General features: G+C 51.8%; 21 protein-coding genes. 12 read left to right on the top strand and 9 right to left on the bottom strand.

Features of this window, described 5'->3' with window-relative positions; all coding sequences use genetic code 11:
• The 7 genes from ACEPSU_RS11315 (at nucleotide 1) to ACEPSU_RS11285 (ending at nucleotide 8,513) form a co-directional block, all read left to right on the top strand.
• Nucleotides 1-2,271 (top strand): ATP-binding cassette domain-containing protein, encoded by a 2,271-nt coding sequence (locus ACEPSU_RS11315; protein ID WP_395345475.1) that lies wholly within the window; start codon nucleotides 1-3, stop codon nucleotides 2,269-2,271.
• 35 nt (nucleotides 2,272-2,306) lie between these two features.
• Nucleotides 2,307-2,582, top strand: a complete 276-nt coding sequence (locus tag ACEPSU_RS11310; RefSeq protein ID WP_395321716.1) for a RelB — start codon at nucleotides 2,307-2,309, stop codon at nucleotides 2,580-2,582.
• 318 nt (nucleotides 2,583-2,900) lie between these two features.
• Nucleotides 2,901-3,746, top strand: coding sequence for a GRP family sugar transporter (locus ACEPSU_RS11305; protein ID WP_395321714.1), 846 nt, complete (start codon nucleotides 2,901-2,903; stop codon nucleotides 3,744-3,746).
• A 207-nt stretch (nucleotides 3,747-3,953) separates the two neighbouring features.
• On the top strand, nucleotides 3,954-5,489 hold the full coding sequence (locus tag ACEPSU_RS11300) for a hypothetical protein (RefSeq protein WP_395321712.1): 1,536 nt from the start codon (nucleotides 3,954-3,956) through the stop codon (nucleotides 5,487-5,489).
• A gap of 460 nt (nucleotides 5,490-5,949) precedes the next feature.
• A complete protein-coding gene (locus ACEPSU_RS11295; RefSeq protein ID WP_395321710.1) occupies nucleotides 5,950-6,774 on the top strand; it encodes a WxL domain-containing protein in 825 nt (274 codons plus the stop codon).
• A gap of 118 nt (nucleotides 6,775-6,892) precedes the next feature.
• A complete protein-coding gene (locus ACEPSU_RS11290; RefSeq protein WP_395321708.1) occupies nucleotides 6,893-7,951 on the top strand; it encodes a DUF916 and DUF3324 domain-containing protein in 1,059 nt (352 codons plus the stop codon).
• A 31-nt stretch (nucleotides 7,952-7,982) separates the two neighbouring features.
• Entirely contained in the window at nucleotides 7,983-8,513 is a 531-nt protein-coding gene (locus ACEPSU_RS11285; protein WP_395321706.1) for an LPXTG cell wall anchor domain-containing protein, read from the top strand.
• Nucleotides 8,514-8,787: 274 nt separating this feature from the next.
• Here ACEPSU_RS11285 and ACEPSU_RS11280 read toward each other — a convergent pair whose 3' ends face one another.
• Nucleotides 8,788-9,342 (bottom strand): hypothetical protein, encoded by a 555-nt coding sequence (locus tag ACEPSU_RS11280; protein WP_395321704.1) that lies wholly within the window; start codon nucleotides 9,340-9,342, stop codon nucleotides 8,788-8,790.
• An 88-nt stretch (nucleotides 9,343-9,430) separates the two neighbouring features.
• On the opposite strand from ACEPSU_RS11280, the gene ACEPSU_RS11275 reads away from it, so the two are divergent.
• From ACEPSU_RS11275 to ACEPSU_RS11260, 4 genes are all read left to right on the top strand, one after another.
• Nucleotides 9,431-10,081 carry a Crp/Fnr family transcriptional regulator gene (locus ACEPSU_RS11275; protein ID WP_395323405.1) on the top strand — a complete coding sequence of 217 codons (651 nt, stop codon included), beginning with the start codon at nucleotides 9,431-9,433 and terminating at the stop codon, nucleotides 10,079-10,081.
• 200 nt (nucleotides 10,082-10,281) lie between these two features.
• Nucleotides 10,282-10,656: a GntR family transcriptional regulator gene (locus tag ACEPSU_RS11270; protein ID WP_020090313.1), complete on the top strand. Its 375-nt coding sequence runs from the start codon at nucleotides 10,282-10,284 to the stop codon at nucleotides 10,654-10,656.
• Complete coding sequence (locus tag ACEPSU_RS11265) at nucleotides 10,649-11,362, top strand: ATP-binding cassette domain-containing protein (RefSeq protein WP_395321699.1); 714 nt, start codon at nucleotides 10,649-10,651, stop codon at nucleotides 11,360-11,362. The genes ACEPSU_RS11270 and ACEPSU_RS11265 overlap by 8 nt, the downstream gene beginning before the upstream one ends.
• A complete protein-coding gene (locus tag ACEPSU_RS11260) occupies nucleotides 11,355-12,119 on the top strand; it encodes an ABC transporter permease (protein WP_395321697.1) in 765 nt (254 codons plus the stop codon). Before ACEPSU_RS11265 ends, ACEPSU_RS11260 begins: the two co-directional genes overlap by 8 nt.
• A 230-nt stretch (nucleotides 12,120-12,349) precedes the next feature.
• On the opposite strand, the gene ACEPSU_RS11255 is transcribed toward ACEPSU_RS11260, so the two are convergent.
• The 5 genes from ACEPSU_RS11255 to ACEPSU_RS11235 form a co-directional block, all read right to left on the bottom strand.
• The gene (locus ACEPSU_RS11255) at nucleotides 12,350-13,699 is read right to left on the bottom strand and encodes a hypothetical protein (protein ID WP_395321695.1); all 1,350 of its coding nucleotides are present in this window, start codon (nucleotides 13,697-13,699) and stop codon (nucleotides 12,350-12,352) included.
• 509 nt (nucleotides 13,700-14,208) lie between these two features.
• Nucleotides 14,209-14,871, bottom strand: coding sequence for an ABC transporter permease (locus ACEPSU_RS11250; protein WP_395321693.1), 663 nt, complete (start codon nucleotides 14,869-14,871; stop codon nucleotides 14,209-14,211).
• Between the two features lie 2 nt (nucleotides 14,872-14,873).
• Nucleotides 14,874-15,803, bottom strand: a complete 930-nt coding sequence (locus ACEPSU_RS11245) for an osmoprotectant ABC transporter substrate-binding protein (protein ID WP_395321691.1) — start codon at nucleotides 15,801-15,803, stop codon at nucleotides 14,874-14,876.
• Between the two features lie 10 nt (nucleotides 15,804-15,813).
• Nucleotides 15,814-16,440 carry an ABC transporter permease gene (locus tag ACEPSU_RS11240; RefSeq protein ID WP_020088955.1) on the bottom strand — a complete coding sequence of 209 codons (627 nt, stop codon included), beginning with the start codon at nucleotides 16,438-16,440 and terminating at the stop codon, nucleotides 15,814-15,816.
• Nucleotides 16,437-17,642: a betaine/proline/choline family ABC transporter ATP-binding protein gene (locus ACEPSU_RS11235; RefSeq protein WP_395321689.1), complete on the bottom strand. Its 1,206-nt coding sequence runs from the start codon at nucleotides 17,640-17,642 to the stop codon at nucleotides 16,437-16,439. Before ACEPSU_RS11235 ends, ACEPSU_RS11240 begins: the two co-directional genes overlap by 4 nt.
• 447 nt (nucleotides 17,643-18,089) lie before the next feature.
• Here ACEPSU_RS11235 and ACEPSU_RS11230 point away from each other — a divergent pair, with 447 nt between their 5' ends.
• Entirely contained in the window at nucleotides 18,090-18,560 is a 471-nt protein-coding gene (locus ACEPSU_RS11230) for a hypothetical protein (RefSeq protein ID WP_395321687.1), read from the top strand.
• A gap of 204 nt (nucleotides 18,561-18,764) precedes the next feature.
• Here ACEPSU_RS11230 and ACEPSU_RS11225 read toward each other — a convergent pair whose 3' ends face one another.
• The 3 genes from ACEPSU_RS11225 to ACEPSU_RS11215 form a co-directional block, all read right to left on the bottom strand.
• Nucleotides 18,765-20,000, bottom strand: coding sequence for an MFS transporter (locus ACEPSU_RS11225; protein WP_395321685.1), 1,236 nt, complete (start codon nucleotides 19,998-20,000; stop codon nucleotides 18,765-18,767).
• Nucleotides 20,001-20,188: 188 nt separating this feature from the next.
• Nucleotides 20,189-21,424 (bottom strand): MFS transporter, encoded by a 1,236-nt coding sequence (locus ACEPSU_RS11220; RefSeq protein WP_020088951.1) that lies wholly within the window; start codon nucleotides 21,422-21,424, stop codon nucleotides 20,189-20,191.
• Nucleotides 21,425-21,790: 366 nt separating this feature from the next.
• Nucleotides 21,791-22,747, bottom strand: a complete 957-nt coding sequence (locus ACEPSU_RS11215; RefSeq protein WP_395321683.1) for a Dyp-type peroxidase — start codon at nucleotides 22,745-22,747, stop codon at nucleotides 21,791-21,793.
• Nucleotides 22,748-22,793 lie beyond the last annotated feature (46 nt).

The following is a 22,793-nucleotide window of genomic DNA, read 5'->3' as shown; positions in this document are numbered from 1 at the left end:
ATGCAACCAACATTTGAACAAGGCTATATCGATATTCAGGATGCCACCCAAAACAATCTGCACCACGTGAGTCTGCGGGTGCCCAAGTACCAGACAACGGTGTTTGTTGGGCTATCGGGGTCCGGCAAGTCCTCGCTGGTATTCGACACGATTGCGGCGGCATCGCGGCGAGAACTGAACGAGACGTTTCCCAGTTTCACCCAACAATATTTACCGAAATACGGGCAGCCACACGTGGGGCACATCGACCATCTGCCGGTGGCCATCGTCATTGCTCAGCAGCGACTGGGCAAGAATGCACGGTCCACTTTGGCGACCTATACTGGGATCTACTCGTTGTTGCGGTTACTATTCTCGCGAATCGGCAAGCCGTTCATCGGGTATTCCGACAGCTTTTCGTTTAACCTGCCACAGGGGATGTGTCCAGCCTGTCAGGGCCTGGGTTACGTCGACGACATCGATGAAAGCAAACTGATTGACCCGGAAAAGTCGCTCAATCAAGGGGCGATTACCTTCGTCAGCTTCGGGCCAGACACCTGGCGTTGGCGGCGTTACGCGACGAGTGGGCTGTTTGATGATGACAAGCCCATCAAGGATTACACGGCCGAAGAATACGAGCTACTGATGCACGCGCCGCAACAGACGTTGAAGCATCCGGGCGAAGGCTTTCCCCGGACGGCGCTGTACGAAGGGGTCGTGCCGCGGATTCGACGGTCGGTCATCGGCAAAAAGGAAGCCGAACACCACCGTGAAGCCATTGCGGCCATCGTTACCCGCAAACCGTGTCCCGTCTGCCATGGCACGCGGTTGCGGCCGGAAGTTCTGACGAATCACATCAACGGTCGAAATATTGCTGAGGTGTCCGCGATGGACTTACGCCACGTGCTGGCCTTTTTGCAGGCGATTACTGAGCCGCTGGCGACCGACGTGGTGCGGGAACTGACCACCAAGATTCAATCGTTGGTCGATATCGGCCTGGGCTATTTGACGCTCGACCGGGGCACCAGCACGCTGTCTGGCGGGGAAGCGCAACGGATCAAGATTGCCAAGTACCTGACCAGTGCACTGGTCAACATGGTCTACATTCTGGATGAACCCAGCGTCGGCCTGCATCCGCACGACATTCAGTTGATCAAGCAAGCACTGACGAAATTAAAGGAGAAGGGCAATACCGTGCTGGTCGTCGAACACAATCCGGCGATGATCTCATTTGCCGACTACGTGGTCGAAATGGGCCCACAGGCCGGTCAAGGCGGTGGAACGGTCACGTTTACCGGAACTTATCAGGAACTGCTGGACTCGGACACGCTGACGGGAAACTGGTTGCGGCGGCCGCACGAATGGGGCCCCGAACGACCGGTAAAGCAACATTTGGCTCTGCGCCACATCACTGAGAATAACTTGCAGGACGTGAGCGTGGACGTGCCACTGGGCGTGATGACGGTCATCTCCGGCGTTGCGGGTTCCGGGAAATCATCGCTGGTCACGGCACTCAAACAGCACTTAAAGGAAGACTACATTGACTTGGCCCAGACGCCGGTCGGCATCAATATTCGTTCGACACCGGCAACCTATCTAGGGATTTTAGACGAGATTCGGAAGCTCTTTAGCCAGGCCAACGGTCGTGTCGGCACCAGTATGTTCAGTTATAACGGTAAGGGCGCCTGCCCGCGGTGTAAGGGGAAGGGTGTCACCATCACCAACATGGCGTTCATGGACCCGGTCGTGCAGACCTGTGAGCTCTGCCATGGCAAGCGCTACAGTGAGGAAGCCCTGCAGTATCACTATCAAGATAAAACGATTGCTGAGGTGCTCCAGCTGTCGGTGACGGCGGCTGCGGACTTTTTCCAAGACACACCGAAGTTGGCGCGTCAGCTGGGAAACTTGGACCGTGTGGGTCTGGGTTACTTGACGCTGGCCCAACCCCTGACGACGTTATCGGGTGGTGAACTCCAGCGGCTGAAATTAGCCGTTGAATTGGGCAAGCAAGGGACCGTCTACCTGCTGGATGAACCCACGGCTGGCTTGCACCTGAAGGATACGGCACGACTGATGAAGTTGTTCAACGACTTGGTCGCGGCGGGCAACTCCCTGATTATCATTGAGCACAACTTGGCAGTGATCAGTCAGGCGGACTGGTTGATCGACGTGGGTCCAGACGCCGGGCGTTACGGCGGCCACATCCAGTACAGTGGTACGCCACGGGAAGCCACTACGCACGCGGATTCCCGGACTGGGGTGGCGTTGAAGGCTTGGCTGGGTGAGAATTAGGTGACAGGGACGGAAGAGGCTAGGAGCGATAAAAAATGAGTGTGAATCGTACAGATGACAAAACCGTTTCGTTATGTGTGACAACTGATATTTATGAGTGTGCTAAGAACAACTTAGCAAAGCAAGGACTGACTGTTTCTGAATATATTCGGTTATCATTGATCAAAGCTGCGAATAACGATGTGCACATCATGAGTTTCTTAGACTTGCCGGAAGCCATTGAATCCAAAGGAGAAGCTGAGACTGGCCAAGTGAAGATTGCTGAAACGCTGACCGATTTTTATGAGTGGGTCGATAGAATAGATGATTGAATAGATGTTGTCGCATACTGGCAGTTGTGTCCAATTTTTAAGGTAACTATCATTCAAAAAATTTAGGTAAGTTGGAAGGCAGACCTGTTGTCCGTAAGTTAGACAGCAGATCTGCCTTTTACTATAGAAGAACGATGCATGTGACTGCGCATGTTTGGAGAGTATTTAGTGATTAATGGCACTTAAGATTATGAGAGTTTGGACGATGTCATACGGCAAACAAAAGATTCACTAAAAAACTTATGGAATCATTATTGACAGCGCTTTCATGAATGGCGTACGATTAACCTTATTAAGGTTAGAAATCAGGTGATCGGGATGAACATCGTTATTGGTCTGATGCCCGCGTTATTTTGGGGAATTCTCCCCATTTGGATGCAGGGGAAAACCGGCGGCAATTGGACGGAACAACTGTTGGGAACTAGCGTGGGGGGCGTGATCAGCGCCATTGTTTTACAGCTCATTTTTCACTACGACTATAGCCTCACGGATTTCCTACTGTACTTTGTCTCCGGCATCTGCTGGAGTATTGGGCAAGGCGGTCAGTACTGGGGTTACGGCGCGCTGGGGGTCAATAACGCGGTGCCATTTTCCACGGCACTTCAGATCATCGGGAATTCCCTGATTGGGGGCTGGGTCTTCGGCGAATGGGTCGGCTGGCACGACAGCGTGCTGGGTGTGATTGCTCTCCTGATTATTCTGGCCGGGGTCATGATCAGTAACGGTGTGATTCACGTGTCGCGCAAGGACCTTGGCGCCTATGCCATGCTGGTGATCACCTGTGTTGGCTACTGGGGATATTCTGGGTTTCCACACTATGCGGTAGCTAAGGGGCTTAATGGGTTCCTCCCGCAAACGTTAGGGATGATGGCCGGGGCTTTGACGATCTACGTTGTGGGTCGTAAACGGATTCCGGGGCAAGATCCCTGGGGTCTGCGCAACATCACTTCTGGGTTCATCTTCGCCGTGGCGGCGGGGACTTATCTGATGTCGTTGAGCCTGAATGGACTGGTCAACGGCTTCGTCCTGACCCAACTGAACGTAGTGGTTGCGACACTGCTCGGTGTGGTCGTTCTGAAGGAGGCCAACGTGAAGCAGTTGGTGCCTAAGACGATTGGACTAGCGGTTTTGATTGGTGGCGCCGTGATGATGGTCCACATTTAGATGAAAGTCATTGGAAATCAAGCGAAAGGGTGGGCTGGTGCTCATCCTTTTTTGACGATGATTTTTACCACCTGAGACGCTCTTTTTGATAAAAATATCGTCTCAGGTGGTAAAAAGTGCTCTGCTTTCAAAACGTACGTTCCCCATTTCGGCAAAATATGCTATGATTATGAAACGACTTTTAATGTAGAAGGGATATGTTTTTTCATGGCAACCACGCTCCTCACACCGGCACAGAATCGGTTTCTCCAATTGACCCAGCCCGCGCTGGCCTTACCAGAATTGACGCGTGTTCTTCCATTATTACGTGAGCATCCCACGGTTAAAGATACCAGTGATTTTTTGACGCGGTCGGCGCGCGAAGTCATCGTTGAACAGCGGGTAGATTGGCTGGTGACGGGCAGTCTGGCGTGGAAACTCTTGGCGCGATTACCCTACGCCATCAATCCCAGTGAGAATCGGACTGACTGGCACCACTGCGCGCTGTGCCACAAGCCGGTCCGCTACGAATACCACGTGGTATTGCGAGCGACTGATCATGAAATTTTGGTCGGCTCGGAGTGCGTGAAGAAATTTATGAGTGATGAAATGCAGTATCTGATGGCGATCACCACCGAGGATAACTTCCACGCGGTAGCCCAGTATGATGCGCTCACAGACCATTATCCGGTGGTGCCGGAGATTCTGTGGACCAAGGATGCCTTGCCTAACCTGCCGCAACAACACCGCAGACGGCAACGGTGGGTCCATAACGGGACGAAATCCACGGTTACGGGTTACTTACGTCATCAGTCGCAGACGCTGCCAGACGCGCAACTAGCACCGTATCTGACCGAGTACGATCAGCTGCAAACGGCGAATCGGGATGCCGCAGCGGCTGTGGCAGTACAGGCACAAGCCAGGCGACAGCGGGAACAAGATCTCGCGGCTCAGGAAGAACAGGCGGCCTGGGAGGCGGCCAATGCCGCACAGTCCACGGCGGAGCGCCAACTGCGAGACTCTGCGGACTATCGCCAGTATTTGACGGCGGTTGCGGGACTTCTGACGCAGCACCTGGCTTTGGCCGTCTTCAAGCAGGCGTTAGCGGCGATTAAGATGCCGGTAGCACTGCGCCAACTGGTCAATTCCTACCAGTTGGGCGTGATGGCCACGGAATTTGCTCGAACCGGACAGATCAAGGCGGCCCGGTTACAGATTGTTCCCCGATATCTGGTGGCGGACCTGAACCGGATCGCCCGCCGACTGGCAGCGCAACGCCAACGAGATTGGGACGATGATGTTTTCAACGCAGCGGTGGGCTTCGATCTGACCGTGGCGGAGCGGCAAGAACGATTGGCGCATCTGCAGCAGACGTGGGAAGGCCGACAGCTGCCAGCCACGGTCTATCCGCAACTATTGACCCTCAAAGAGCAATTGACGACTGGACAGTCTTTGCCTGCAGGGTGGCCGACGATGCTGGTCAAGGCGTTCCAACAGCGCCTCGCCCGGCAGCCAGCTACTGGTTGGGTGCCCGCACGGAAGAATCACGTGACGCCGCGGCAATTACGCCAACTCGTACACGGGGGTGATGACTTGAAAACGATTACAACTGCTTATCATCGACTATATGCCTTACCGGTGGCGACTGAGGCGGTGACGCTGTCAGCGCTCCATCAGTATTATCTACGAATGAAAGATCAGCGGGAAGGCCGGTCTAATGCGACCCGACGGCTAGTTGACCAACTTTTAAAATCACAGGATTAAGTGGTAAAGGCCCCAGCGATGGGGCCTTTTTTGTGTGAATTTTTCTAAATTATTAGACAGGTAAATGACGATGGGGCGACATGCCTTATCACCTGACTAACTTTTAGCCACATTGATTAAAATGCTGACAAATTGACGATAAAATAAGTTTCCCTAACTAACTAGTTAGCGGTTACATGCCCCGATATAACGGTTTTTATAGCGAAATTGCGATTTTTTTAAAAAAGTTTCACTTTTTATCAAAAAAACTATTTACAGGCAGACCTTCCCACGCTATAATGAACTTGTTACATATTTAGTAAAGCGTAACTACCGACTAGGAGGCGGTTACGAAATGATTCCCCATTAACTAAGTGAAGCCAGTCTTTGCGGTGACTAGTGGTTAAGGGGCATCGGAACTTATTAAATATCTATTGTTGAGACTTTGAGGGATTTAAACACAAATGAGGGGTGCTTAATTATGAAGAAGACAGTAAGCAGTATTTTATTAGCAAGTGCATTATTATTGGGGGCCATTGCACCAGTTACGGCAAGTGCCAACACTGATGGTGATGGGTTTAGTGGTACGACTAACAGTACGGTAACTTTTGCTAAGCCATCTGATGTAACTACACCAGTTGATCCAACTGACCCAACGAAGCCAGTTAAGCCAACTGATCCAGACGATCCAAACGGTGGGACTAACCCAAGTGGTCCTTTAACCTTCCTGTACGTTTCTGACAGTGTTGCCTTTGGTTCAAAGGATAATCCAATTCAATCACAAACCACTGGTGTTCAAAACGTATTCAATGGTAGTGATAATGGGAAAGATTCTACAGGTACTGCCTTACCAGCAAACACTGTTAGCGTTGTGAACAAGGGTATCAACACCAACAAGACCTTACTTACTGAAGTTTCTGACACTCGTGGGACTAACCATGGTTGGGTAGTCAGCGTTGGAAGTTCTGTATTAACTGGTAAAGCTGCTGATGGTACTGCAATTGGTAACCTTGATGGTGCTGCCTTCAATTTGAAGGGGTCAACGGCAACGATTACTAACTCTGCTTCTAAAGATGGAATCACCGGTGAAGATACGAACACAACGAATGCTAATGGGACAACTGGTATCGCTGCTGATGGGACTACGACGCACACTATCTACACGGCTGCTACTGGTCATGGTGCCGGTTCTACTGCAATGCAATTGGATCCTTCAAATGTTGTATTGAGTGTTCCAGCTAACGTTACAGCTGGTACTTACACGGGTACTTTAAACTGGACCTTAGCTGACACCCCAGCAAAATAATCAAAATGCGATTTAAAGGTGTCCATTCTGTGCGAATGAACACCTTTTTGTTTATGAATGTAGTATTATAAAGATATTACAGGATTTGCATTAACTAGGGTAAGGCAGAGGTGTAAGGATGTTAGGATTTAAGCGGGTTCAATTAGTTTTGTTAACCGTTGTCGGCATTATCTGTGGGGGATTATTCTCATTAGGGGATAAGGCGCAAGCTGCTACAAATAATGTTGGGTACAACGTATCAGCTAAGCTACCAAGTAATCAGATTGATAGACAGAATTCCTTCTTTGATTTAAGGATGAATTCTAATAAGACGCAGAAGCTTCAAGTTAAAGTTTTTAACGTAACGAATGAAGAAATTAAGGTTAAGACGGCAATTCATACAGCCTGGACAAACTCGGCTGGATCAATTGAGTACGTTAACCCAACGAAATCATATGATTCTTCACTACGTTACAAAATGAGTGACATTTCGAAGATTCAGGGAAATAAGACGCTAACAATTCCAGCCAAGAGCTCAAGGGTTGTTAGTGCCACGGTTAAGATTCCTAAGACTAACTTTAATGGTGTCATTCTTGGGAGTTGGTATTTCCAGAGAGCGGACAGTAAAGTTACCGGTACGGTTAAGGGTGCAGGTAATATGCGCAGTCAGTATTCCTATGTCATTGGGATGAAGTATACGTTGGGGCAAGTCCCGAATCCATCAATGAGTTTGGGTAGAGTTGGTGCGGGGTTAAGTAATTATCACAGAGGGGTTATTGCGGATATTCGTAATACAACTGCTGTGATCATTCCTAACCTCAAGACCAATACAACCATTACGAACCGTGATGGAGGTAAGGTTGTTCAGAAGGCCAAACAAGAAAATGTCCAGATGGCACCTAACACAACGTATAGTTACCCAATGCTATATGGTAAGACGGCATTAAAGGCAGGTTACTACCATCTGCACATGGTTGTCAAAAATACAAGCCATGAGTGGGTCTTTGACCGCAACTTTAGAATTACCAAGGCACAGGCCGATAAGTATAATAAGAATTCCGTAGATAATTCTGGAATTAATATTTGGTTGTTAGTCGCATTGGGTGCCTTAGGAATGCTCATCTTGGTACTCCTGATTCTGCTGATTATTTACCTGATTCGGCGTAAGCGACGTAAGGATGAAGAAGAGGAAGAGTAGCAATAGGCAGTCTCGAAGGGAGGCGGCGGTCATGAAGAAGATCATTATGCGACTAGTGGCAGTGGTTGCGGTAGCGCTAGGTCTTGGTTTTGGAACCACGGCGTTTGCCGAGTCTACAGGCAGTGGGAACATGGGCAGTACTGGCATCGGAATTACGATTGTGAATAACAATCCGACCGGTGGTGGTTCTGGCGGTTCTGGTGGAAACACTAGTACTGACACGGATAGTGGTGGCGATGGTGATGCTGTGGATCCAAACAATCCAGGTAAGAAGCCAGCTGTTACTAACGGTGGCGATGGGGATGCAGTTAACGAAGATATCCCTAGCGGTCACAATCCCACGACCAGTGTCACCAGCGGCCATAACTCAGCCAACAAACCGGCTGGGGCCGTTGCAAGTGTCGTTCATTCCGGTACAGCTGATCTCGTTGCGGGACGGTTGCCACAAACTGGTGAATCACAGGTGTTCTTAGCCAGCGTCTTTGGCTTGTTCCTGTTGATTGCAATCACGTTGTTGGCCGTCGTTCGGTGGCAAGCACGGCTGCTCCGTGAGAATAAATAAAATTGATTTTTGACCATAACGGTGTTGCCTTCGGGTGACGCCGTTTTTTTGCAAGATGAATGCAAAAAGCGGAACCGCCCGCAGGTAGTTCCGCTTGCATATCTATATTGCAAATTGAGTAAGACTTAGGTTTTAGACGGCAGAGTCATAATGGCTTCTAATAACATGCCCACCGCCATACCGTACATTGCTAACATATCCTGATGAAAGACGACTAGTAACAATACAATCAGGTAGAAGACGACGGCAAATATGCGCCAATATTTGTGCCACATTATAGGGCGACGATCTTTCCCACGGCGATGGGTAACGTCACGTGGGTGGAGTAGTGGCCGACCGCACCAGCCACCGTATCTGGCAGGTCAACGTCGTCCGTCACGCCGTGGATGTAGATGACCCGCTTGTCGAGGGCCAGCTCGCTGTCGTCAAAGGTTGCCTTGAATTGGGCATCGAGGGCAGCTAGCGGTACGACCTTAGTGTAGGCAAAATAGCCGTTGGCGTCCGAAACGGGGTAGTTGTCGTTGGGGATGTTCATCTCGTGTGGTGCCGCATCGAAGGGCACCATGGTTGTGCCGGAGACAGCACCGGTCTCGGGAAGGTCAACGAAACCATCGTGGTTGACATCCTGAGCACTCGTAGCAATCGCTGCGTCCTTGCCGTCTGGGAAGCCGTGGAAGTGTTCCCAGTGCTGAAGATTAGCGGGCGTATCGAACATTTCAATATTGATGGTCAACTGGTCACCGTTGATGGTGAAGAGGGCCGACCCGTGGGCCGCCGTGCCAATGGCCTGTTCGTTAAGTGGCACGATGTTTGCTTGATAGATTTTCATGATGTAATGACCTCCTCGAAGTGATGGGTTTAGTGTATAATAAAAGGCAAAATAAAAAATTGATAATTATCAAGAAAAGGAGAAAAAGATGCCTCACGATCCGTTTAAATGTGTTCAGAACGCGCCCATCTTCAAAGGACTGGCCGATGCTGACATTGCGGAGCTCGCCAAGATATCCGTTCACCAACAGGTCTTCAAGCGGGGGAGTGTCCTCTACGATCCAACTCAGCCGTTAGAGCGCATGCTGATTATTGATGAGGGCCGTGTTAAGGTCTATCAGCTTAACGAGAATGGCAAGGAGAAGGTCCTCTACATGCTACGCGACGGGGCAATCGACAGCGAGGCCGCGCTCTTTACCCAACGCCCACATTTTAACTACGCCGAGGCCGTTGCGGACACCAAAATCTGTTCGATTGGTCGGGCGGATTTCCAGGCGCTACTTCACCGAGTACCGACCGTGGCCTTCAATCTTCTGAATATTCTGGGGGATCGGCTGACAGCGTTGGAGTCCGTCAGTGCGCTCACTGGTAACTTGAAAGCCAAGAACCGTGTGTTGGCGTACCTCCAACAGGTTGGTCAGGCGCAACACGCCACCCAGTTCACGCTGCCGGAAAAGAAGAAGGAACTCGCCAGCTTCTTGGGTATCACGCCGGAAACTTTGAGCCGGCAACTCAAACAGTTGGTGGCAGACGGTCTATTACAAATCGATGGTCGCCAGATTACTCTAATTCAAGAATAACGTGATGTGCCGTCAGAAATCCCAACCGGATTCTGACGACTTTTTTTGACGAAAAATTGCGGGTCTAAGCGTGCCTTGGCGGCGTTTAGTGGGCATCCTCACACCCACAATGAGTCGCTTACCGCCACCAGGACTTGCCAAGTCCCAGTTTTAATGTTACAGTGTACTAGTAAAATATAACACTAGGGAGGTGGCCGAACGTGAAGTTTGACGATAAGGTCCCCATTTACTATCAGATTAAGAATCACCTGTATCACGAAATGATGACCGGTCAGCTGGCACCAGGGGAGAAATTGCCAGCGGTTCGTCAGTTGGCAGTGGACTTGACGGTCAACGTCAACACCGTTCAGCGCGCACTCGGGGAAATGATCACGGAGGGGATTATCACGTCCCAGCGGGGGAAAGGCAACTTCGTCACGACGGAGACGCCACGCATTACACAGTTAAAGGAGCACTTAATCATGGATCAATTGGAACGGGCCTATGAGCAGTTACACGCCTTGAATTTATCGGATGAAGAAATCATTGCGAGTCTGAAACAATATATTGCGCAAAGGGGGCAACAGGATGACTAATGTTTTAGCAATTAATCAAGTCGGTTATAAACACAACTTTAAGACGATTCTACACGACGTTGACCTGACCCTTGAGACCGGGAAGATCATTGGCCTGCTGGGTGAAAACGGGGCCGGGAAGACAACGTTGATGCGCTTGATCACGGGGAGTGCCAAGGGTTCTGGAACCATCGCCGTTTGTGGCGACACATCCACCGCCCACCACAAGAGCCACGTCAGCTTCACCGAACAACTCAGAGGCTTTGCGGCCAGTACGCGGGTGGATCGCGTGGCGGATTTCTACCGCACGGTCTACCCGGACTTCGACGGCGCCCGTTTTGAAGAGATGGTGACCTTTCTACAGATCGATACCAGTCTGAAGCTGGCGGCCCTGTCCAAGGGGATGAAGGAAAAGGTGATCATCGCCTTGACCCTCGCGCGGCAGGTCAACCTGTACCTGTTGGACGAACCGTTCAGCGGCATCGACAGTATGAGTCGCAAGCGGATCATCAGTAGTATTTTGAAATGGAAACCGGCCGATGCCACGATGGTCATCAGTGACCACTACGTTTCCGAGATCGCGCCGATTTTAGACGAGGTCGTCATCGTGAAGGACCAGACCGTTTACGCGCATAAGGAGAGTGACGCGATTCGTGAGGAACTTGGTCTGAGCATCGAAGGCTACTACGAGAGCTTGTACGCAGAAGGGAGTGCGGACCGTGACTAAATTTACAGCATTGTTGAAGGTGATGAGCCGCGACCGTTTCCGCTTAATTAACTGGCTAATCGTGGCAGACATTGCCGTCGTGGCCGCCACCTTACTTTGGAGTTTTGTGCGGCAGGGGATCCAACCAGGGGAAACCTTCGGCGTGGCTTTGGTCTGGTCCATGGTGGCCTTCGCCATCGCCTTTGTCCTGTTGTCCGTCCGGATTGAACGGGTCTACACGCGCGATACATACCGGCTCTTGCCGCTGGGCGACACCAAGCTCTATCTGACGAACCTGTTCTCATCGTTTGCGATGTTCATCTACTTTGGGATTGTCCAACTGATTATCTACCTGATTACGGAAGCCGTGGATAACACCTATCTGACGGGGATGTTGCGGATTATGAGTGGCCCCAGTTACACCACGATGGAGGCTGCTAAGATCTGTGTGGGGATGTTGATCATGGGCTTGTCGCTAGTGGTCCTGGGATGGACGACGATTTCGCTGGTTCACCTGGTCATCAGCGCGACCAATAACTTCCTGCCAAACGCGAGTCGGCGGTTGATCAACGTGGTTCTCTACATCATTGTGATCTACTTGGTCGTACGGGTCATTGGCTTCCTATTCTACGAATTCAATAACTTTGGCCAACTGATCGACGGCGGCGGGACCACCCACTTCCTGATTAACATTTTAGGCGTCCTGGTTGTGGCCGCAGTTGAAGCCGTCCTGAACATCTTTATTCTGAAAAAATGGGTCGAAACGACACCCAATTAATTTAGCGTTATCAGCGAAATAGAAGACAATAGTCAGGCTCCTCGTTATGGTGAGGGGCCTGACTTTTTTAGTAGACTGACGAGTGATCATCACAGTTTTGAGGGTTCATCCATGAGCAGTTAAAACGAAAATCTTGGGGATTTAGCAAAATAGTGAGACAAAATTCGGTATTTTTACATTAGTAGTAATAGAGGGACTATTTAGCAGTGGGGGTACCAAAAAGCCCAGCCTTAGTCAGACTGGGTTTTCGCTGTGACGGGTGATTTCGACCGCAGATTGCCCACGGAGATGATGAGGGAAACGATGACCAGTGGCCAACTCAGGCTGTAGAAATACAGGGCAAAGTTGCCGGTGTCGTTCGGCTTAAAGAAGTCGAGGAGCGATAGACCGGTCACGGCACTGACGGCCACGAGCAGGCCAAACATGGCCAATTGGCAGAGTAGGCCGCCGTAAGTGGAGAAGCGGTACTTGTGGATGATGGCGCTGTCGGTGTCGATGCTGTCGAGGTCGTAGAGTGTCTCATTGAGCGTGGGGTTGTCGTAGCCCACATAGAGGGTGATCAGGAGTAGACCCAGCAGGTAGCTGCCGACCCATGGAATCAACAGGAGAACTTGGCCGACCATTAGACTGATTAAGCTGTAATGACGGGCGCGGCGAGGGTCGTGGTGACCGAGCAGGTTGAAGAGCGTGAAGCCCGTTTCGAATCCCAGCAGGTACACGGCAAAGACGGCGTACATCCCAGCCTTTCCCAGGTAGAAATAGGCAAAGAAACTGTTGAATAGCAAGACCATGCTGACCAGAAAGCCCCGGTTGAGGAGCCGCATTTTATAGCGCGGCAGGACGTGCCAGTCGGCAATTAGTTCGACGATTAGAATCGCCAGTGCGACCCCAATGATGGTCAGAATCAGCCAGCTGGGAATGTTGACGACCGCTTTACGCAGCGTGGTCAGGACGGCGATGACGCCGAAGAAGACCACGGAGAGCACCCAACGCCAGGACTGTGAGAGGCCGTGAACGTGGCGCGGTGATTCCTGGTAGAAGTCGCTGGTGAAGTTATTTAGCAGGAGTCCGCCGGGCAGCGCCACCAGATAGAGAATCCCCAACAGCGTGAAGGTCAGTGTGTAGTTGAATTTGGCCAGCACATCGGCGCCGATGATCAGGGCCAAGCCGGCGAAAATCAACCAGTAGAGGCGTTTCATTTTAAAGTCGGCAGTGTGCGTCAGGTGTAACTTGACGGTCAAAAAATATGGCCAGATGGTGGCGGCGCTGTAGCCCCACAACAGGCTACCGATAATCAGCCAGCCGAGGTGGGCGGTGACGGCGAAGATCAGGCTACCGGCCGCACCGAGGGTCAGGCTGAGAATCAGGTAGGTGCTCGCCCGCAGGTTCAGGCGTTTGGTGTAGAAGATACTGGCCGCCCGGGAGATGTAGAAGGCCACGAGGGCGATCAGGTACGTCTCGCTCTGGGTCTGTTGCCACTTGGCCAGAATGAGGACGTAGGGCAGGATGATACCGATATTTGCCAGAAAGTTTAGCGTGCCTACGGAGAAGTCGATGCCACTTTGTTTGAGTCGGGTCACGGGAAGGAATCCCTCTTTCGTTTGAATTTTGCTCCAGTATACCAAATTTCTCCACAATGTTAGCGCCACGCGTTTGGTTGGGACTAAATAACGCCATGGTATGCCTCCAGGGCGGGAAAAATAGGCCGTGGCGCTGTGGGCGGACGCCCGGAGCCACAGATCGGTCTCCGGGCTTGAGGGTGAGCCTATTTCCCCCACCCTCACGGCTAACACAGATTTAGCCCGTATCAAGGCGTGACCAACATTTGTAGTCGTTGTTATACGCACGTTTGGTTTATCTGGAGCTTACGCTTAGGTCAAAATAAATAGGGCCAACAGCGAACTGTCGACCCTACGGAAATGGTAAATTTGATTTAGACCGATAAGCACTTCCACACCTTGAAGCGTGTGCGCTAAAGACATTATTCAGAGAAACGTCATTGTGTCCGTGGTTGGAAAATATGCTGTAATTTGGCCCTCAGCGTCACGGTCCAATTTTCACCGGCCCGGAGGCAATTTGAACACGTAACCTAATTTTCAGAGGATGTCTTTGGCGTGAGGCGCTTTTCGATGAAGGAGAGGACCAGATCGGTGATGATCGCCATCAACGCGGTCGGCAATGCCCCGGCGAGGATAATTGCGCCCCCGTTCGTGGCGTTGGTCCCGCGGACAATGATGTCCCCCAGACCACCGGACCCAATGAAGGACCCGATAACGGTAATTCCAATTCCTAGGACTAAGGCGTTTCGAATCCCGGCGATAATCACGGAAAGTGACAGCGGAATCCGAATGGTCTTCATGATTTGGAAACGGGTCATCCCCATTCCCTTACCGGCATCCAAAACGTCGGGGTCGACGCTGAGCATCCCGGTGTAGGTGTTCTTGACGATTGGTAACAGGGAGTAGAGGAAGACGGTCGCAATCACCGTATTCTGCCCGAGTCCCAGGCCCAGCATCAAGATGGACAGCATCGCCAGGGAAGGAATCGTCTGAATCACGTTGGCGATCCCAATGATGACAGGGGAGAGCTTCCGGTTCTGTGAGATCCAGATCCCAATGGGAATCCCCACGATGGCACCGAACAGCACCCCATAGATGGAGACGAGGAACGTTTGGTTAAATTGACTGAGGACGTACATCCCGTTGTGCGAGAAGTAATAGATTAACTGACTGAGTAAGCCCATGTCTTTCATGCCTAGTTCCCCCCTTCAAAGTAGTGGTGTTGTTTCAGAAATTCGTTGGCGACCGTCTGGGGTTCTTCCAGTTGATCGTCGACCTTGTAGTTCAAGTCTTGCATGGTCTTCAGTGAGATCTTGCCGACCAAACGATTCAGGACCGGTTTGAGTTCAGGATGTTTCTTCAAGATAGCATTCGTCGCAACCGGACTCCCGTCGTATGGTGGGAAGAAGTTCTTGTCATCCTTCAACAGGGTCAGGTCGTAACTACCGACCCGGCCATCGGTGGAGTATCCCAGAATGGCATCCATCTTGTTAGCTTCCAAGGCATCGTAAAGTAGCCCAACTTGCATCGGGTAGACCGTGCCAAAGCTGAAGCCGTAATCCTTTTGGAAAGCAGGATAGCCGTCACCCTGCCGGTTCTGCCAGATTTGGTCGATCCCGACACGCATCTTAGGGGCGAGTCGTTTCAGATCACTGACCGTCTTCAAATGGTACTTCTTGGCGTAACTCTTCTTGACCATCCAAGCGTAGGTATCGGCGAACCCGTATGACTCGAAATAAGTCATGTGGTAGCGACTCTGGAATTCGTTGGTGACGGTTGACTTGACCTTGGCGGGATCCCGTTCGAATTTTTCGTTCAGGACGGTCGTCAGGTCGGTCCCGTTGAACCGAATTGAGGAGATGTCAGCGTTGTCGTTCTTTAGGGCGTTAAAACTAACATTCCCGGACCCCAGGTTGTTGACGATGGTTGAATCTAAATTCGTGTAGTGGCCGATCATGCCTTGAATCATGTAGGCCATAATCTGCTGTTCAGTCGTGTTCTGTGAGGCAATCCGAACGGTATTGTCGCCGGAACCACTCAGACCGGGCAAGCTGCACCCGCCGAGTGGTAAGAGGACGATCGCTACCAGAAGTCCGGCTAGCCATTGACGTAAATGTTTTCGCATGACGGACCTCCTATCGTAATTGCCGTGGTGTCACGGTGTTTTCTAACTTACCTAACAAATAGTCCACGAGTAGGGCTAGTAAAATAACGGGAATTGAGCCGCCCAAGATTAAGTCGGAACGGTAGAGGTTCAACCCGTTAAAGATAAAGTCACCCAGACCACCGGCACCAATGTAGGATGCCAGTGTGGCCCACGCGATGACGTAGGTCGCGGACAGCCGAATCCCGGACATGATCACGGGCGCGGCTAGCGGAATCTCGGCGCGAATCATCGATTGCCACCAGGTCATGCCCATTCCCTTAGCGGCGTCACGCACAGCTGGTGAGACGCCTTCCATCCCGAGGTAGGTGTTGCGTAGGATGGGGAGCAGGGAGTAAATGAACAGGGCAACGATGGCTGGGGTAGACCCGATCCCGAAGATGGGAATCATCATGGCTAATAATGCCATGGCAGGGATGGTCTGTAAGACCCCGGCCAGTGTGATGACCGCGTTGGCCCCGTGCTTCATGCGGGTCAATAAGATCCCGAGTGGCACGGCGACAACGATCCCCAAGAGAAGGGCGGCCGCGGAAATGTAGAGATGTTGGCCGGTCTTGTCGATCAGTTGCATGCCATAAACCTGTAAGAAGTGAATCATTGTGATGATTCGCCTCCTTCGTGGGTAGCGGCAGCGTGAATATCAGCGTTGATTGGTGACGCTGGCTGCTCGTTGTTGGCGGGAGCCCCGCGCAAGGCATCGTAAACGATATCGACCAGTGCGGTTCTAGTAACGATACCGACCAGTTGCTTCTTGGCATCGACAACGGGAACGTTTTTAACCCCCTGTTTTAGGATACGATCAACGGTGTCTCCAATGAGGGCGTTGGCCTGAACGTAGAAGACTTCCTTGTTGGTGAAACGGCTAACGGGCGTGGTGGCGTCGGTGATCCGGTTAATGTCGTCCAAGTCAACGTAGCCTTGAAGCACGCCATCCGCATCGGTAACCAGTAGCGTATCAACCCGCCGGTCATGCATCAGGTCGATGGCGTCATCCAGCGTCTTGTCAGGCGTGATGGCGGCCGGGTTCTTTAACATGATTTGACTAACGGAAAGAATGTTTGGTTGCGCTCTGATCAGCCGTTCTTCACCGATTAAGTTGGTGACAAATTCGTCAGCGGGGTGCCGCAGAATATTTTCGGGCGTGTCGACCTGGACTTGTTTCCCGTGGCTCATGATGACCACACGCGTCGACAGGTGGAGGGCTTCATCCATATCATGGGTCACGAAGATGAAGGTCTTCCCGAGGTCTTCTTGTAAATGTTTGACCAAGTCTTGCAGGGATTCCCGCGTGATGGGGTCCAAGGCTCCAAAGGGTTCATCCATCAAGATAATTTCTTGATCGGCGGCCAGGGCCCGAACGACCCCGATCCGTTGTTGCTGCCCACCGGAGAGTTCGCCGGGGTAGCGATTTAACATTTCTGCTGGCAATTGTGCCAGATCAATCATCTTTTTCGCTTGTTCTGCCCGTTTTTCTTTGGACCAGCCGAGCAATTTCGGGACGATTTCAATGTTTTCTTGAATCGTCATGTGCGGCATCAGACCGATGTTTTGAATAACATAGCCGATGGAACGCCGCAGCTTAACTGGATCCATCTTTGAAATATCCTTACCATCAATCTTGATGGTCCCCGAAGTCTGGTGCAACATGCGATTGATCATCCGCATGGTCGTGGTCTTCCCTGAGCCAGACGTTCCGATGAACGAAATAAATTCACCACGATCGACTTCAAGGTTGAAGTCGTCGACGGCAATTTTCCCGTTAGGATATTCCTTACGTAGATGTTCCATTGAAAGTAGCATAGATTAACCTCCTGTGTAATGGTGTAACACTTCCGGTAAAGAGCCGGAAACATAGAAATAACGATCGGTACGTCCAGTGGTGCGCGCAAAGCGAAGCAACCCGGGACCGGTCGTATTTGAAACGATAGGCTCTTGTGAATATAGCCATTGTACACGAAACCTTAACGTTTTCCAAAAGATAACAATTTTTAGTGTTGATAATCGGCGGGTATGAAACAGCTTACGTTAGCGTTATAGCGCATAAATACCGCTATTTCGGCTTTTTTTCAACCACTACCCAATTCAATCATAACATACCTAACGCGCTTTTTTATAAGAGACGCCTTATTGAACCGGTGGAAACGGGTGCAAAGTCCACCTAAAATTTTTGTGAAAAAGACTTGCCTTAGACCTACTCTAACCCCTTATAATCTTACTTATCAGTTAATTGGAAAGGGAGTTACGAACTTGAAACGAATCTTGATTGCTGGGCCCCTAGACGCTACCAGTCAGGCGTTTGTCCGCCAACTCAGCAAAAATACAGTGCTTGACTTAACGGTTTATACCCCTAGTGACGTGGCCCTGCCAGCAGGGATTACCGGCTTCACGGGAGAAAGCCTGGACGAAGGTGGTCTGAGTGCCGTCATGCTCGATCAGGACATGGTCGTGGCATTAGCGCCCACCATTCATTTGACGGAAATCGTCCAAACCGTAATCACGGCAGCCCAAGCGGTGGCGGTGCCCCGCGTGTTGGTCAGCCGGACCGATGACATCGAGGACTTACCGGGTGAACTTCGCGCGGCCCAACGAACGTTAATGACATCCGGTATCGCCGCCGACCTGCTCGAAGGTTTGGGTAGCGTGAGTGCCATGTTGGGCGTGACGCCAGTCCCCGCCGAAGCGGTGCCACTTTTGGATGAACAACGCTTCGCTGGCTAGCCACCGTCTACTCCACCTGCGGCTGCCAGTGATTCCGGCTGCTGTGGGGATTGCCTGAACTTCGCGAGGTTTCAAACCGAGCCGAAAGCCCGTCCTTTGGCTGTAGGCGGTCCCCACAACGGTATTGGCAACCGCAGTCGACATTTCACACGAATGTGATAAACACAAAGAACCCCGTTCACCATGAAGTGGACGGGGTTTTGACTATTCCATAGACGTTTGTGATGACCGCTGCCGAATCTCTGGTGCGAACCACCACAGTAGCGCCAGGTTAACCAGCATCAGCAGGGCGGTCGAGAAGAAGACGGCGTTGTAGTTGAAGATCCCGGCGAGCCAGCCACCGAGGAGTGCACCCAGCATGTTGCCGATCGATTGAAACGACTGATTCCAGCTGAAGACGGTCGAGGTAAGTGTGACGGGTGTATTTTTCGTCAAGAGGACCTGGATTTCAGGGAAGAGCGCGCCGTCGGAAATACCGATCATGAAGCGTAGAATTCCCAGCATCCAGACGCTGGTCACGAAGCCTTGTGGGAAATACATGAGCGTGGCAAAGATGTAGCCGAAAATCAAGACTTTTCCAGACCCGTGGTGGTCGCCGTAACGGCCGAGTCGCGGGGCGGCAATGATGTTGGAGATTCCGGGCAGCGCGGCGATGATGCCGGCGACCACGGTGATGGGCCCCACGTTGTGCATGAGCTCCTTGACGTAGAGACTGATGATTGGCGAGATAGAGGTGTTGCCGAACTGAACGAACATGGTCGAGCAGAGTAATACGATGATTAATTTAAGGTTGGGTACCATGGCTAAGCGGCTGTGACGCTGAGTCTGCTTGGGTTGCCGCGGCACTGGCTTGAAGTCCTCCTTGACCAGTACCCAGCTCAGAACAAAAGTGATCAGGAGTAGGCTGGCCGTCACGAAGAAGGTCATGCGAATGGAGAAAATCTGTGCCAGGACACCCCCGATGATGGGGCCCAGCAGATTGCCGCTGGTTCCTCCGGTCGTGAGGGTGCTGAGCGCGGCACCGGAGTATTTCCGCGGTGTCTGAGCGGCAATCAGTGCTTGAGCGTTAGGAATGTAGCCGGCGAAGATGCCTTGCAGGGAGCGCAGGGCGACCAGTTGCCAGACGTTGGTGGCCAAGCCCATGAGGCCCATGGCCACGGCGATTCCCAGCGAGGTCCGCAGCAACATGAGCTTGCGGCCTTTGCGGTCAGCAACCATCCCCCAGAGAGGGGCAGCGATGGCCCCGACGAAGAAGTCGGCGGCGTAGACGAGTCCACTGTACATGGTGACTTGGGCCTTGGTATAGTTACCCAGGCTGCTAACGTATAACGATAAAAATGGCATAATTTCACTGAAGGCCATGCCAACGATGAACGAACAGAACCACAGAATGTGGAGGTTTCGCCGCCAAAGTTCATGGTCCGCATCAGTTTCACCCACAATGGGTCAGCTCCTTAACGCAAAAAGTTGCGAACATGTCATTAACATACCGCGCAAACCGCGAATGGTCAATGCATGTGGGCAACTTTTTTGCGCACGCACGGAATAGAGCAATTATCGCTAAGGAGCCAATAAAAAACGACCAGAGTTGGATTCTGGTCGTTTTGAGCGTCATTAATTTAAAAATTTTAGTCGTTGGCCACTTGGATCTGTGGTTTCCGGATTTCCGGCACCAGCCACCAGACGAGCGCGAGATTAATCAGCATGAGCGCCGCGGTGGAAATGAAGACGGCGTTGTAGTTGAAGACCCCGGCAATCCAGCCGCCGAGTAATGACCCCATCATGTTCCCAATCGACTGGAAGGATTGGTTCCAACTGAAGACGGTCGAGGTCAGTTCGACCGGTGAGTTCTTGGTCAGTAGCGTCTGAATTTCGGGAAAGAGGGCGCCATCGGAGATCCCGATCATGAACCGTAAGATCCCGAGCATCCACACGCTGGTGACAAAGCCTTGTGGGACGTACATGACCGTCGCGAAGATATAGCCGAACAGCAGGACTTTCCCAGACCCGTGTTGGTCGCCGTAGCGCCCTAACCGAGGAGCAGCGATAATGTTGGAAATCCCCGGTAGCGCGGCGATGATGCCGGCGACCACGGTAATCGGCCCGACATTGTGCATGAGTTCCTTGACGTACAGACTAATAATAGGAGAAATCGAAATGTTCCCGAACTGAACGATCAGCGTCGAGGACAGTAAAACCAAGATCAACTTGGGATTAGGGAAGGCCGCCAGCGGATTGTGCAGCCGCTTTTGGTTGGGATCGCGAACGACCGGCTTGAACTGTTCTTCCACGAAGATCCAACTCATGAAGAAGGTCAGTAGGAGCAGTCCCCCGGTAATAAAGAAGGTCAGCCGAATTGAAAAAATCTGCGCCAAGACCCCACCGATAACGGGTCCCAGCAACATCCCACTAGTGACCCCGGTCATTAAGGTGCTGAGGGAAGCTCCGGAATGTTTCCGCGGCGTCTGTGAAGCCACGAGGGCTTGGGCGTTGGAAATGAACCCGGCGAAGACCCCTTGCAGGGCACGCAGGGCAACTAACTGCCAAACGCTAGTGGCAAAGCCCATCAGGCTCATGGCCACCGCCATCCCGAGGGATGACCGCAGCAGCATTAATTTGCGTCCCTTGCGATCGGCCACCATACCCCAGAGTGGGGAGGCAATTGCGCTGACAAAGAAGTCGGCGGCGTAGACGAGCCCACTATACATGGTGACCTGTGATTTGGTGTAATTACCCAAACTACTAATATATAACGATAAAAACGGCATGATCTCACTAAAAGCCATGCCGGCTACGAACGTACAGAACCAGAGAACACGAAGATTACGGCGCCATGGCCCCTGTTCTCTTTCAGCCTCGTCCAAGATGAGTCAACTCCTCAGTGTCTAGATTGATTGGTGAGATTACCCTAGGTAACGCAAACCAATCGACATTAAATTCTTGATGACAACCCCACTAACATACCCTCTTAGAGCCGAAAGGTCAACGAAGGGCGCTTATTTGTATGCGCTCGCAATGGTTTCGTACCATGCGGTAGCCGGAATTTTAAAATATTTAGCGCCTGTCAGAAAGTTAGTCAAGAATTGGCAGTGACCCGGCGTGGGCGATGCTTTTACTAAAAAATCCCTCGTGCCGAAAGGGGCCGAGGGAGATGCTTTGTGATTATTAGAGGATTGACGAAAATAGAAACGCGGGAGATTTTCTGGCCGCCGTAAGTGTCAGCTGCGCCCTTATTCGACTGGGAACAAGTCCCCTGCCGCAATGCGTTCTAGCAGCGGTCGGGAGGGGATGAAAAAGGCGTTACCGGTGATGGGAGTACTAAAGTCGAGGAGCCGATCACTCTGGGTGAACATATTCTCCAGCATCCGCTGGGTCACCGTGAAGTGGCGGGCGTAACCAATGAAGTAGGTGCCGGCGATGCCTTCACCGGGCTTGGCATAGGGGACGTTCATGCGAACAATCTTGTGTTCGATGCCGTCCGTGTTGTCCTGAGAAGCCAGGTTGTGGGCGTTAGCCAGCTTTTCGTCATCGTCGAGTTCGCGATCGGTAAATTTGTGGCGGCCGATGGCTTTCTCCTGATCTTCGGTGTGCAGGGCATTCCAGGCATCCATGTTGTGCGTGTATTTCTGAGCGAAGGCGTAGGAACCGTTGGCAAATTCTGGGTCTTCGTCGCCAATCAACGCATACTCAGCGGCGTCGTTGCCGGCTGGATTTTCCGTTCCGTCGATAAAGCCAATGATTGCCCGCCCTTCGAAGTAGCGGAAGCCGTGGGTCTCATCGATCACGGTCGTCCAGTCGCGTAAGAATTCCCGGGCTTGGTCCATGACTTCGAAGACCACGGCCATTTCTTTAGCCCGGACGTGCATGAACAAGTCGCCCGCGGTTGCTGGTGCCGTGTAACGGGGGCCTTTGATTGGCGTGAAGTCGACGAGTTCTTTCGGCTGACTCGCTGTGGGAAAGAGGAGTCGCCAGGCCGTGGCGCCGAGACCAAAGGCGACTTTGAGTTGGGCGTCAGGGTAGCGAATAGCCATGCTACGTTCGATAGCCGCGAGTCGATCGGCGAATTCGGCTAAGCCATCGCGGTCTTTAGCGATATCTTCACGGTCGATTAAGTAAGTTGTGAATTGAATGTTTTCACCGGCATCGCGGTAGACATCTTGGGCGGCACTGGGATTAATAGTTGTCATGGGTCATCCTCCTCGCTGTAGTTGGTACGATCATTACAACCAGTAT

Source organism: Levilactobacillus parabrevis, from assembly GCF_044051715.1.
GTDB classification, from domain to species: domain Bacteria; phylum Bacillota; class Bacilli; order Lactobacillales; family Lactobacillaceae; genus Levilactobacillus; species Levilactobacillus parabrevis.
Note: the sequence above shows the minus strand (reverse complement) of the source record. Positions and strands in the feature narration are given on the sequence as shown.